The sequence below is a fragment of the Granulibacter bethesdensis genome (assembly GCF_001889525.1).
GTDB classification, from domain to species: domain Bacteria; phylum Pseudomonadota; class Alphaproteobacteria; order Acetobacterales; family Acetobacteraceae; genus Granulibacter; species Granulibacter bethesdensis_C.
On sequence record NZ_CP018192.1, the window covers coordinates 1272962 to 1287204 of the forward strand.

6 protein-coding genes are annotated in these 14243 nt (G+C 53.3%); 5 read left to right on the forward strand and 1 reads right to left on the reverse strand.

The genetic code is table 11. From position 1 onward, the window contains the following. Positions 1-9: 9 nt before the first annotated feature. On the reverse strand, positions 10-8766 hold the full coding sequence (locus GbCGDNIH6_RS05865) for a Hint domain-containing protein (RefSeq protein ID WP_072563183.1): 8757 nt from the start codon (positions 8764-8766) through the stop codon (positions 10-12). A gap of 338 nt (positions 8767-9104) precedes the next feature. Here GbCGDNIH6_RS05865 and cysS point away from each other — a divergent pair, with 338 nt between their 5' ends. The 5 genes from cysS to GbCGDNIH6_RS05890 all read left to right on the forward strand — a co-directional run bounded on the left by cysS (position 9105) and on the right by GbCGDNIH6_RS05890 (position 14240). After that, positions 9105-10475 carry a cysteine--tRNA ligase gene (cysS, locus tag GbCGDNIH6_RS05870; RefSeq protein ID WP_072563184.1) on the forward strand — a complete coding sequence of 457 codons (1371 nt, stop codon included), beginning with the start codon at positions 9105-9107 and terminating at the stop codon, positions 10473-10475. Positions 10476-10513: 38 nt separating this feature from the next. Next, complete coding sequence (locus GbCGDNIH6_RS05875) at positions 10514-11281, forward strand: RNA methyltransferase (protein ID WP_072564393.1); 768 nt, start codon at positions 10514-10516, stop codon at positions 11279-11281. A gap of 186 nt (positions 11282-11467) precedes the next feature. Next, a complete protein-coding gene (locus tag GbCGDNIH6_RS05880; RefSeq protein WP_072563185.1) occupies positions 11468-12457 on the forward strand; it encodes an NAD-dependent epimerase/dehydratase family protein in 990 nt (329 codons plus the stop codon). After that, entirely contained in the window at positions 12450-13601 is a 1152-nt protein-coding gene (locus tag GbCGDNIH6_RS05885; protein WP_072563186.1) for a DegT/DnrJ/EryC1/StrS family aminotransferase, read from the forward strand. The genes GbCGDNIH6_RS05880 and GbCGDNIH6_RS05885 overlap by 8 nt, the downstream gene beginning before the upstream one ends. Then, positions 13602-14240 (forward strand): LbetaH domain-containing protein, encoded by a 639-nt coding sequence (locus GbCGDNIH6_RS05890; RefSeq protein ID WP_081369984.1) that lies wholly within the window; start codon positions 13602-13604, stop codon positions 14238-14240. Positions 14241-14243: the final 3 nt, after the last annotated feature.

Here is a 14243-nt window from a genome sequence, read left to right on the forward strand (position 1 = left end):
GTGAAGCCCTCAAGCTGAGTGCTTCTCCATGAATGCTGACGCATTCTGATGGATAACATGTTCCATCAGTCTCCTGCGGATGCTTTCCAACATAATGCCATCGACGACACGGCTTGCGCAGTAGCTGGCACTGATAATGCCATTCCGCTTCCTGCCGCGCTTTTGGATTTTGGAAGCTTCCTCACCAGCGTAGGTGTGCGCGTTATGGAACATGTTCCGGTTGTTGTCTTCTACATAGGTTTCAGACGCAGCACCCTCGGCAATGACCACATCATGCGTATCCAGCTCGATATGCACGTAGCTCAATTCCTCCACATGCTGTTCCTGAATGATAGAGACACCGTTCAACAGACGACCGGCCGGAACCAGAACGCCATCGATGAACATCGCATGTAGTGGGGAGACCAGCAGATCCCGCTTCGGCAGAACCCCGTCCAAAGCCCCCTGACGGATACGAACCGGCAGCACATCACGACGACCCTGGATAAAGCGGCCGTTGTAGCTCCGGCGCCCAAGCCAGCGGATCGGACGCACCGCCCCACTCGCCGTGATCACATTGTCCCCGATCTTCAGATCCTCAACAGGAACCTCACCACGATCCGTCAGGATCAGCGTGCCATGCACATAGCAAGGTGTGCCGTCATCATAGACTGTCACGCCGTTGCCGCTGGACGCCTGACGCATCTTGTAGTTCTGATCATGCGCATTGGGATCAAGCTTGATCGAGTAATACTGGGTCTTTGTCCCGTTACTGGCCACATGAGACAGTATCAGGAAGACATTCCCCCCACTGCTCACCACATCCACCACATCGGAAGCCTGATAGGCCAATCCGGTCAGGGTGATGGATTCACCGTTGCCAAAATCGGAAACGGTTGCAGCCAATGCCGTGCCCGGCGTGCTGATGATAATATTTCCAGACGCAGCACCGGCAGAGCTGGTTCCCCCCATAGTGATGGTGTTGGATGCAGCCAGCGCTTGCGAGACCGTCACTGTGCCGGTCGTCTGCAGCAGGATATTCGTGTTGGTCAGCGTATCCGCCAACACCCATCCATCACCCTTCACGTTGATGGTCTGGAAGCCGGTATATTGTGTCCCAAACCCACTCAGCGTGGTGCCATTACCATCCAGCTCAAGCACGTTGCCGGTTCCGGCAGCCGTCACCTGGCCAACAATCGTGCTGCTACCGCTGATTGCCAGACGACTGTTACCAGCACCGAAGTTGATCGCAGTTCTGGCTGAGCCCTGGGTCAGAATGGATCCGGAGTTGGTGACCGTGCCACCCCCCGCCAGAATGACAGCCTGGCTGAGAGCGCCAATTGCACTGATTGTGCCAGTATTATTGATGCTACCAGCCCCTGTCATGCTGATACCAGTTGATTGACCACTTCCCGCTATGATCAATGAAGAATTATTGATTGTGCCGGATGCCATTACAATGCCGGTATTATTTCCCCCTGCAGCGGAAATAGTTCCGGAATTCACAATTGTTCCACCATTACCCATGCGAAGGCCGGTGGCTGCAGAGCCTGTCTGTATAATTTGTCCGATATTTGTCAGGGTAGAGCTAGCAGCCAGAGAAATAAGTGCCGTACCGGATTGTGCACCTTGAATGTTGCCGTTGTTGATAATGGCGGCAGATGTTCCTGTGCCAAAAATAGCCGACGACAGCGTGCCATTGGATAAGACGGCTGATGCCGCATTGGTCATTACCGAGTTGGCAGCCAAGGTCATGGCACCAGAGAAAGTGCCAGAGTTAATTGCTATTCCTCTGTTCGTAAAATTGTTTCCGGTAACAATTGTATTGGTGCCCGAGAGGGTCCAGGTAGCCCCGGCATCAACAACGGCATTCTGGAAACCGACGTAATTTCTTCCCAGTCCGGTAATGGTCCCTGCTGCTGTTCCGGACAACAGCTCCAGCGTATTGGTTCCGGCGGCATTGGCAACAGCCGTTCCTATAATACGGGATGTAATACCCAGCTGCAGAGTATTTGCGTTTGTGCTGGCCAGATAGATGGCTGCACCAACGCCATTCCCTGTGTTGGCGGCTGTGGCGGCGGCAGAGATAGTGCCGAGATTGATAATGGTGCCGCCCACGTTGAGAACAACACCAATTCCCTGCGTGCCTGTTGCGGAAATAAGGCCGGTGTTCTGCAGTGTGCCACCGCGTCCAAGGCGGACAGCAGCGATATCTCCGACGCTTGCAGCCGTGCCTGTTTGCAGAATGGTGCCGGAGTTGTTCAGGAAATCTGAAGCATTTCCTCCCAATATAACGGCATGACCGAATGAATTATTGTTGGTTGAAGCGGTGATATTGCCCTGATTGACGAGAGTAACCGGAGCAGTTGAGCTGGGGCTGAAAAGGACGACGCCGAACTGGCCACCGCTAATGGACCCGCCGGCCTGGTTGGTGATGGTACCACCCCCAACGGCTGAAATGGCCGCTGTGCCTGCACTGCCACCGGATATAAATCCAGCATTAATAAGGCTCAGGAAGCCGCTAGCAGTAATGCCATTGAATACTCCCGTGATGCTGCCACCGGCCTGATTGCTGATATATCCTGCATTTGCGAAGGCAACGGCAACGCCGGCAGAGCCAGTGGCACTAATTTTGCCGGAATTAATAACGGATACCGTGGCGCCACCGCTGGCACTACCATAGATGCCATACCTTGTTCCCTGAATCAGGGCCGCCGTGCCGGTATTTGTAACGGTGCCACCGTTATACAGATAAACGCCATCTGTCTGACCAGTGATGGTAGCGCTATTCGTAACACCAATTGCAGCGAGCGAACCAATAACACCCGAGTTTCCCTGAATCTGGCCGCTATTGGTGAGGGTGCCCCCATTGACAAGCGAAACAGCGACAGAGGCAGCACTGATGGTGGCACCGGCATTATTGACAACCGTGCCTCCGCTTGAAATCTGAACGCCAGCAGCGTCCGTGCTGGAAGTGGATGAAGATGTGATAGTGCCGCCATTTGTGAGAGTGCCTGTTCCATCTACGAAGACACCATACCTTCCAGCCTGAATCAAACCGCTGTTGGTGATGGTAGCGGTGATAGATGGCCAAGAACTGATACCAAATCCTCCGCTGGATAGCAGAGTTCCTGTATTGTTAACAAATGCTGTTCCTGGTGTAGTGACGACCGCGCCAGCGAGAGCAATGGCCGCACCGCCAGTTCCTGTTCCGCCTGTGATAACCCCGTTATTTATGACGGTTCCATTGATGATCTGGGCGCCAAAACCATTGCCTGACTGGGCCTGGATTATGCCGCCAGCATTATTGGTCACATTCCCCGAGAGGACGATCGCCCACGGATTTGTACCGGTGGCATTAATTCTGCCGGAATTGATTACAGTGGCTGCATTACCCCCAATCAGGGTATTGGCAGCACCTGAAATGGTTCCGCTTGCTGCGTTGCTGAGCACGCTTCCATTGATCAAGGAGACAGAGGCACCTGCGATCAATCCGGTGTTGGTCAGGGTGCCGCTATTTAACAGTCGGGCGAAACTGTTGTTTGCAGTTCCTTGTAGAACCCAGTTTGCATTTGCATCAATTGTTCCGGTCTGGAAACCGAGGAAGTTTGAGGCATTGACCGTTCCGGCTGATGTTCCGGACAACAACTCCAGCGTATTTACGCCAGAAGAATTGGCGCTGACAGTACCAATAATCGTTGATCCAACACCCAGCCGCAGCAAGTTCGGGGTGGCTGTGCCAGCCATGTTGATGGCAAGGCCCGCTCCATTGGTAAGATTAGCGGCCGTGGAGGCGGCAGAGATAGTGCCAAGGTTGGTGATTGTTCCGCCGGCATTGAGAACAATGGCCGTTGCCAGAGAATTCGTGACGCCAATGAAGCCGCTATTGTTGATAGTTCCACCCGTTGAGAGGCGGACTGCCACTAAGTCACCTGCGCCAGCAGCTGTCCCTGACTGAGTGATGGTGCCGGAATTACTCAGACTATCAGACGCATTTCCACTCAGAAAAACAGCCTGGCCAAATGTGGCGTTACTGGCACCAAGAATGGTACCCCCGTTAATAACGGTGTTTGCAACGTTAGTGCTGGAGAGAGAAACGCCAAACTGAATCCCGGAAATTATTCCGCCTGTCGTATTGCTGACAAAACCACCATTGGTAGATACAACAGCACTGCTGCCCGTTATCTGTCCGGAGTTGATGACCGTTATAAATCTTGATGCAGTAATACCTGCAGAGGACCCAGTAATGTTTCCAGCAGACTGATTTACAATGGTGCCTCCTCCAAGAGCCACGCCATATGTTCCGCCGGAAATCAGGTTGCTATTGATAATATTAACATTGACTGATGAAGCGGCAGAGATGCCCCCCGTCCCGGTACCGGACCCTGCAATAGTTCCACTATTGTTTATGGATACATTATTGCCACTGCTTAAAATAATACCAGCTGATTCGCCCGTGATATAGGCACCACTAGCATTAATGATTGTCCCATTATATGCCAGAATAATACCGACACCAGTCGAAAGTGTTCCGCCAATAATGGCATTACTACCGTTGTTGATAGTTATGCCATCAGGAACGGTCGTGCCACTGGCAGTAGCAGTGGCATAAATACCAGCAGTACCACCTCTGATTATTCCGCCAGCAGTACTTGATATGATTCCGCCAGCAAGCAGACGAATACCGTCTGCAAGTGAGCCAACAATGACACCGGAATTATTGACGACTGCTGGGCTGCCGCCAAATAGAATGCCACGGTAACCACCGGTAATACCACCCGCATTATTAATTGTGCCGCCACCAGCGATAGATGCGCCGTATCCATTGGTGCCGGTGCCTGACAGAGTACCATTGTTGGTAATTGTAACCTGTTGCCCAGCAATTGCTGCACCACCATCGTTAAACACTGCACCGTTTTGATTGGTGAACTGCCCCCCTTGAACCAGACTGACGGATCCATTGATCGTACCGTGGTTATCAAGCGACCCACTATTCAAAATGAGGCCGCTGTTATTCAGGGTTCCCTGGTTTTCCAGCGTGCCAAGAATGTTCATCGTCAGTCCGGAGGCAATATTGTTAACCCCGGACGCGGTCCAGTAGGCACCTGTATCAACCTGAACATTGACGCCGACATACTGGGTACCGATTCCAGTAATTGTACCATGGGTAATTGTGGTAATTGTACCGCTGCTGGTTGAAAGGCTTCCCAGCGACAATACGTTCAGCGTTCCGCTACCGAAAACTGTGCCTGTTACTGATGCCGTGGGGGAAAGGATCAGACGATTGGCGCCCGGATTCATGATCACGGCGGTACCGTTGGAATTCGGACTCAGGCTCCCAAGATTGGTGAGCGTACTGGCTGATCCCAGGGTCAATGCACCGGTGAAGATACCGTTGTTTGTGAGTCTGGCTGCAGCTAGAGAAAAAGTTTGTGTATTGGAAACCGAGTTATTACCTGTCAGCTCCCAATTTGAACCACTGGTTGCTGTGATCTGGTTAAACCCGGTAATTGTCGAGCCAAGACCTGAAAGGGTAGGGGGTGCGTTGGTGCCAGTAGAGGCACCTATAAGATTCAAGCGATTGATGCTGCCAAGGCCAACTATAGAACCGATAATTGTCTGACCAGCATTCAGGTTAAGTACATTAACTCCTACGCCGATATCGCCAAGGCGAACAGCTGTGCCTCCGGTATTGGCAATAATCACACCGAAGTTATTAATAGTATTGCCGATTGAACCATTTTGGTCAAGCATGGAGACAGCAATTGATCCTGTCCCAGTAATGGTCCCGCTATTTGTTAAAATGGCACTATTGAAGCCATTGACTGCACCTGTGATAGCGCCACTATTTGTAACGCTTCCGCCTGCAAGAATTCCAACACTTCCATTAATTGCTGCACTCGTCTGATTATTCAGGATACCAGCGATTGACAGCTGTGTGTTGAGTGTCAGTGTTCCTCTGTTCGTAAAATTATTTCCGGCAATAATTGTATTGGCGCCCGAGAGGAGCCAGTTAGCCCCGGCATCGACAACGGCATTCTGGAAACCGACGTAATTTGTTGCCAGTCCGGTAATGGTCCCGGTTCCTGTTCCGGACAGCAGCTCCAGCGTATTGGTTCCGGCGGCATTGGCGACAGCCGTTCCCATAATGGTGGATGCAACACCCAGCTGCAGAGTATTTGCGCCTGTGCCAGCCATATAGATGGCTGCACCGACGCCATTCCCTGTGTTGGCAGCTGTGGCGGCGGCAGAGATAGTGCCGAGATTTTTAATCGTGCCGCCCACGTTGAGAACAACACCAATTCCCAGCGTGCCTGTTGCGGAAATAAGCCCGGTGTTCAGGAGTGTGCCACCGCGTCCAAGGCGGACAGCAGCGATATCTCCGACGCTTGCACCCGTGCCTGTTTGCAGAATAGTGCCGGAGTTGTTCAGGAAATCTGAAGCATTTCCTGCCAATATAACGGCATGACCGAATGAATTATTGTTGGTTGAAGCGGTGATATTGCCTTCATTGACGAGTGTAGCGGGCGCAGTTGAGCTGGTGCTGAAAACCATGACACCGAACTGGCTACCACTAATGGTTCCGCCGGCCAGATTGGTGACAATACCACCCGCATCGGATGAAACGCCGTATCCCCCGGCACCGCTAGCAGATATGCTTCCGGCATTAATAAGGCTCAGGAAGCCACCAGTAACAATACCAAAGGTAGTTCCAGAGATGGTGCCACCGGCCAGATTGTTCACATACCCTGAATTTACGAAGGTAAGGGCAACGCCAGCAGAGCCAGTGGCACTAATTTTGCCCGAATTAGTAACGGATACTGTGGCGCCACTGCTGGCACTACCATAGATGCCATACCTTGTTCCCTGAATCAGGGCCGCTGCACCGGTATTGTTAACGGTGCCGCCGTTATACAGATAAACGCCATCTGTCTGACCAGTGATGGTACCGCTATTCGTAACACCAATGGCAGCGAGGGAGCCAATAACACCCCAATTCCCTTGAATCTGGCCGCTATTGGTGAGGGTGCCCCCATTGACGAGCGAAACAGCGACAGAGGCAGCACTGATGGTGGCACTGGCATTATTGACAACCGTACCTCCGCCTGAAATCAGAACGCCTGTCGCGCCGGTAGGGCCATTGGCTGAAATACTGCCACTGGCATTGTTGGTGACAGAGCCTCCATTACTAAAGGAAACACCAACCAATCCGCCCTGAATCTGGCCGCTATTGGTAACAGTTCCTCCGCCAGCAAATGATATGCCGACTGAAGAGGCGGTAATGGTTGCGCCGCTGGCATTTGTAACCGTTCCTGCATTCGAAATCAGAACGCCGATCACGGATGAAATAGTGCCACTGGCATTATTGGTGATAGTGCCTGTTCCAGCTAAGTTGACACCATACCTTCCACCCTGGATCTGGCCACTATTGGTGATGGTAGCGGTGACAGCTGCCGAAGCAGTGATACCAAATCCTCCGCTGGATTGCAGGATTCCGGCATTGTTAACGACTGCTGTGCCTGATGTAGTGGCGGCTCCGCCAACAAGAGCAATGGCCGCACCGCCAGTTGCTGTTCCGCCTGTGATAACACCGATATTTAAGACGGTTCCAGTGGTGATCTGGACGCCATAACCATTGCTTGGCAGGGCCTGGATCAAGCCGCCAGCATAATTGGTCACATTCCCCGTGAGGCTGATCGCCCACGGATTTGTACCGGTGGCATTAATTCTGCCGGAATTGATTACAGTGGCAGTGACTGCATTACCCCCAATCAGGGTATTGGCCGCACCTGAAATGGTTGCAGTTGCTGCGTTGCTGAGCACGCCTCCATTGATCAGGGAGACCTGGGTGCCGCTGATGGTTCCCGTATTTGTCAGCGTGCCGCTATTAAGCAGATTGGTTAAGGTCGGGGTACCGGCAATGGTCCAGTTTGCCCCTGCATCAACTGTTCCGGTCTGGAAACCGAGAAAGGTTGTGGCATTGACCGTTCCGGCTGATGTTCCGGACAACAGCTCCAACGTATTGGTGCCGACAGAATTGGCGCTAACAGTACCATTAATCGTGGATGCAACACCCAGCCGCAGAGTGTTTGTCCCTGTGCCAGTCATATTGATGGCAAGGCCCGTTCCATTGGTAAGATTGGCGGCCGTGGAGGCGGCAGAGATAGTGCCAAGGTTGGTGATTGTCCCGCCATTATTGAGAACAATGCCCATCCCGGTTGTATTCGAAACACTGATCAGGCCGGTGTTGAGAATCGTCCCGCCTCTTATAAGGCGAACGGCAGCAAGATCGCCGGTGCTTGTACCTGTCCCTGTTTGTTGGATAGTCCCCGAATTGTTTAGAAAATCTGAGGAGTTACCTGCCAACAGGACAGCGTGGCCGTACGAAGTGCCTGTGGAACCTCTAATGAGTCCTTCATTGATAAGGGTCGCAGCCGTTCCCAGGGTGCTGTAAAGCACAACGCCGAACTGACCGCCGGCAATGGTTCCAGTGCTTAGATTGCTAACAAAGCCCCCATTATTCGTGTAAATTCCCTGACCGCCCGGCGCTGTGGAGCTTATGGTCCCACTGTTGATAACAGTGCCGTTTCCCGCAAGGCTGACACCATACGTTGTGCCGGTGACAGCACCGCTATTGGTGATGGTCCATGCTATTGTCGTAAGGCTGCTTTGAATTCCGATGCCGGCCGTATTGCCAACCGCAGTCCCCGCCTGAATTAAAATCGGGTTCGTGTAGGCGGGTGTGACAAGGGTAATACCGGATGTGGTGGATGTAAGAGTTGTCATTCGATCCGCCTGACTGAGCCTGAAATGTTAATTTCTTTATGGGTAGTTATTTGCATAGCAAAAAAACAATAGGGTGTGTAGCAAAATTATAATGGTTCTTTTTAAAATTGAAGTGTGTATTTATTTGTTATACTATAATTAAGTTTAAAATAGATATCTGTGATAATTTTTTTTATAAATTGTATTTTTGTATTTTTAATGAGAAAGTCCCGCCTTGCCACCTCTAGCTTCACAGTACAGATGCCGCTGGTTAACGTTGCTTTCATCAAAAATTCTGAAGAGGCTTCACCCTTCCAGGGCCCGTTGATTTCGTAGGCATACCGGCGCAAAAAGCCGATATGAATCAGGCAGCCTTTTTTCTTTATAACTCAGCCACCCACGGGCGGGAGCCGTTCAGGCCGATCGACCCGAATCACGTTAAAATATACGTGTGTGGACCGACCGTTTATGATCTGGCCCATATCGGTAATGCCCGCAGCATGGTGGTCTTTGATGTCCTGGCCCGGGTTCTCCGCAGGCTTTATCCTCGTGTCACCTATGCGCGGAACATCACGGATGTGGATGACAAGATCAATGCCCGCGCTCGTGAAAGCGGGGTTTCCATTGATCAGATTACCGCCCGGACGACGGCTGATTTCCACGCCGATATGGCCAGCCTCGGCAATCTGCCACCGGACATAGAGCCGAGGGCGACCGCCCATATTGCCGAAATGATCCTTCTGATCGAGAAGCTGATCGCTCAGGGGCATGCTTATGAGACGCATGGCGAGGGGGAGGGACATGTCCTGTTCTCCGTAGCCAGCGATCCTTCCTATGGGTCTTTGTCGAACAGATCACCGGATGAACTGTTGGCCGGGGCGCGGATTGATCCGGCTCCTTACAAGAAAGATCCCGGCGATTTCGTGCTTTGGAAGCCATCGGCCGACGACCAGCCGGGATGGGATAGTCCATGGGGGCGTGGCCGCCCGGGCTGGCATATTGAATGCAGTGCCATGTCCTGGCGCTATTTGGGCGAAGACTTCGACATTCATGGTGGTGGTGGAGACCTGATTTTTCCTCATCATGAAAATGAATGCGCCCAGAGCCGCTGCGCTTTCCCCGGCAGCCATTTCGCCCATTATTGGATGCACAGCGCCATGCTGCTTCTGGATGGCGAGAAAATGTCCAAAAGCCTCGGCAATGTGCTGACCGTACGCGATCTGCTGGGTCAGGCGGATGGTGAGGCGATCCGGTTGCTCTTCCTGAAAACCCATTACCGTGGCGTGCTGGATTTCCGTCATGAAGCCCTTAAGGAAGCCGGGAAGGAGCTGGATCGCTTCTACCGTGCCTTGCAGGCGCACCCGTCCCTGCCTGATCTGGACGAGAGCGTGGAGAATCCGGTGCTGGAGGCGTTGCGGGATGATCTGAATACGCCGCAGGCTCTTTCTTTGATGCATGGTCTGGCACATGCCGCGCTGGGAGGAGATGCTCTTGCTGCAGCACAGCTGAACGAGGGGGGCATGCTCATGGGGCTGTTTGCTCGGGAGGCTGAGGCATGGTTCCAGCGTGGTATCGAACCGGAGAAGATTGCCCAGCGGATTTCGGACCGTCTGCAGGCGCGCAAGGACCGGAATTTCGCCGAGGCCGACCGTATCCGCAATGAATTGGCCGAAGCTGGTATCCTGCTGGAAGATGGGCCATCAGGAACCACATGGCGGCGAGCCATCTGATTTTTCCACTTCATACAGTATCAGGGCATATTGAGATTATGACTGGACGAGACGGCGGGGCACCGCTTCAACCGCGTGACCCAAGCCCGGTCATTATCCTCGTGCGCCCTCAATTGGCGGAGAACATCGGCTCCACGGCGCGGGCCATGGCGAATTGTGGCCTGTTTCATCTCCGTCTGGTCTCACCGCGGGATGGGTGGCCGCAGGACAGGGCATGGCGTACTGCATCGGGGGCTGACAGCATCCTCGACTCCCTGACGGTTCATGAAACGGTCGAGGATGCGGTTGCAGATCTGCACCGCGTGTTTGCCACCTGCCCCAGACCGCGTCATATCGTCAAGACTATCATGACCGCCCGAGGGGCCGCTGCTGATATCATGCTTGCCTGTGAGCGTGGGCTGAAAACCGGTATTCTATTCGGTCCGGAAAGGGCCGGGCTGGACAACGATGATATGGCCTGTGCGGATACGCTGGTTCGCTATCCACTCAATCCAGATTTCATGTCGCTGAACGTATCTCAAGCGGTCATGGTCATGGGGTATGAATGGTGGATGGCACAGGATGCCACACCATCACGCCAGTTGATGACCAACGAATCCCATGTGGCCACCAAGGGGGAGTTGAACAATTTCCTGCGTCATCTGGTCAGGGAGCTTGATGAGTGCGGATTTCTGAGAAATGAGCAGAAACGATCCGGCATGATTCGCAATATCAGGCACTTCTTCCTGAGAGGAGAGGTGACGGAGCAGGAGTTGAGAACCCTGCATGGCGTTGTTCATGAGCTTTCGCATGGGCGTGGGCGTTAAAGCTTTTTATGGTCAGGCCAATTGTGATAAAGCATCGGCAAAAAGTGCCTAGATTTTCGAAGATAAAATTTAGGATTTGACAAAATCAGATCTTCTGAATGATCTTTCAAAGGGTTTTCAATTGAATAAAATCTTATAATCAAATATTGTTTGGAGCCCAATAGATTTCAGGAAGTACTGCTTTCCTTGTTCCACCATGATGATTCCTGCTTTCGTGGCAAGAAAATCCTTATCACAGGCGGTGCCGGATTTCTTGGCTCCAACCTCTGTGTGGCTTTGGCCGAGCAGGGCGGAGAAGTAACGGTTCTGGATAGTTTCATGCCAGGGAGTGGTGCCAATATGGCCAATCTCTCGTCTCTGGATATCGCTCTTGTCCGTGCTGCTATGGAAGAGGCCGATCTTCATGCGCTGTGTGAGGGAGCCGATTTCATTTTCAATCTTGCTGGCCAGACGGGGCATCTGGCGGCACAGCTTGATCCGTTTGCTGACCTGGCTGTCAATGCCATGGCACAGTTACGCCTGATTGCAGCGGTCAGGGATGTGGCACCGGAAGCGGTCATTGTTCATGCCTCGACCCGACAGTGTTATGGCCGCACCGGCGGTGCGCCGGTCGATGAAAGCCATGTTTCCGCACCGCAGGACTTCAACGGTGTCTCCAAACTGGCGGGCGAGCAGTACTGGATGGCGGAAAGCCGTGTACATGGGCGCAAGGTGACGGCGCTGCGTCTGACCAACTGCTACGGTCCCAGACTGCGTCTTCAGGATGGGCGGCAGACCTTTCTGGGAACATGGCTGCGTCATGTGCTTCTGAGCCAGCCATTTGAGGTCTGGGGTGGGCAGCAGGTGCGTGATTTTACTTATGTTAATGATGTAACAGCGGCCTTTATTGCTGCTGCAACCACGCCGGACTGTTTTGGGCATCTGTTCAATATCGGGGGATATGAAAGTGCCTCCCTGCTGACATTGGCTGAACTGCTGGTCGAGGTTGCGCCTTTCCCGGTGCAATATACGGTCAAGGAATTGCCGGAAGAGCGGGCCAGAATAGATATCGGCGCCTATTGTGCCGATGATCGTGCTTTCCGAGCGGCCACTGGCTGGAAACCCCAGATTTCTCTGGCGGACGGGTTGAGGCAGTCACTGGAATGGTATCGGCCGAGAGTGCAGGATTATGTCTGACCCTGTGAACGTGCCGCAGGCTGATCCGCGCGCCTTCTACCTTGCGCACCGTGCGGAGATAGATACTGCTATTTCTGGTGTTCTGGCTTCTGGAAGCTATATTCTCGGGGAACAGGTTTCTGCTTTTGAAAGTGAATTTGCCAGCTGGCTTGGGCGTTCTCATGCGATAGCCTGTGGCAGCGCGACCGATGGGCTGGTACTTGCGCTGCGCGCTCTGGGGATTGGGGCCGGGTGTTCAGTTGCCACGGTTTCTCATACCGCCGTGGCTGTAATTGCAGCGATTGAAATGGCGGGGGCACAGCCTCTGTTGCTCGATATCAATCCAGCTGATTACTGCATGAACGTGGATGAGCTGACGAAAATTCTCTGTGAACCACCGGATGGAGCCGCCCCCGTGCGGGCTGTTATCCCGGTTCATCTCTATGGCCAGCCAGTAGATATGACGGCGCTCATGCTGGCGGCAAAGCAGGCCGCGATTCCGGTTATTGAGGATTGCAGCCAGGCGCATGGTGCCCGCCATCATGGTAAAAGGGTGGGAACCTGTAGCACTCTGTCCGTTTTTAGCCTGTATCCGACCAAAAATCTTTGTGCACTTGGCGATGCAGGAATTGTCAGCACAGATGATCCGGACATTGCAGAGACTCTGCGACGCTTGCGCCAGTACGGCTGGGGGCAGGAAAGGCAATCAGAATTAAAAGGCGTCAATTCCCGCATGGATGACATTCAGGCATCCATTCTGAGAATCGGTCTTGCCTGTGTGGATCAAAGAAACAACCAACGGCAGATGATTGCGCGGGCCTATGACGCTACCCTGCGTGATATTGGCGGCCAGCCCCCCTGCGTTCGCCCTGGGAATACGCATGTTTATCATCAGTATGTCATCAGGGTACGGGATCGGGACCGTCTGAGAGACGAGCTAAAGCAGTCAGGCGTTCAGACAGCGATTCACTATCCATATCCTGCTCATAGCCAGCCTGCCTATCGGAACAGGGTGATACTCGGTCCTGCCCGCTGTGTGGAAACGGTTAAAGCAGCGGATACCATTCTTAGTTTGCCGATGTTTCCGGAGCTGGAAAGCAGACAGGTGGAGCATGTCTGTGCCATGCTCAGGAAATTTTCTCATCTGATACGGCAGGATGATTGAATGATGCGCTCTCTGGCTCTTTTCGGTGCAGGTTCTGCCTTGGCGGTTGATGTCGAGGAAAGCTGTCGTAGAAATGGTATTCATCTCCGGATTGTAGTCCGTAATACTGAACACACGGCACATCCTGATGTGGAAGCCCCATCCATCGCTCTGGAGGAGATCACGGATGATCTCATCGGAACGGAGTGGCTGATCCCGCTTTTTACCCCGGCCAACCGCAAGAAAGCATGGCAGCATGCCACATCGCTGGGATTGAACAGCTTTGCCTCCCTGCTGGATGCTTCATCGGTGTATCCCTCCCGCCTCAGTGTGGAGGAGGGGGTTTATGTCAACTCCGGCTGCACGATCGGGGCATGTTCCCGGCTCGGCCGGTTTTCATTGATCAACCGTGGTTGCTCGGTTGGACATCATTTGTCGCTTGGGGCTTTTTCCTCGATCGGGCCGGGGGCGGTTCTGGCCGGTGAGGTGACCGTTGAGGAAGAGGTGATGATAGGGGCAGGCGCCATTATCCTGCCCACAGTGAGGGTTGGCGCACGCGCCCGGATCGGTGCAGGGGCTGTGGTCCGCAAGGATGTACCACCCGGCGCTTTGGTAGCAGCCCCCGATGCGCGCGTTCTGTTGCGGACACGCGCAGGATGAGCA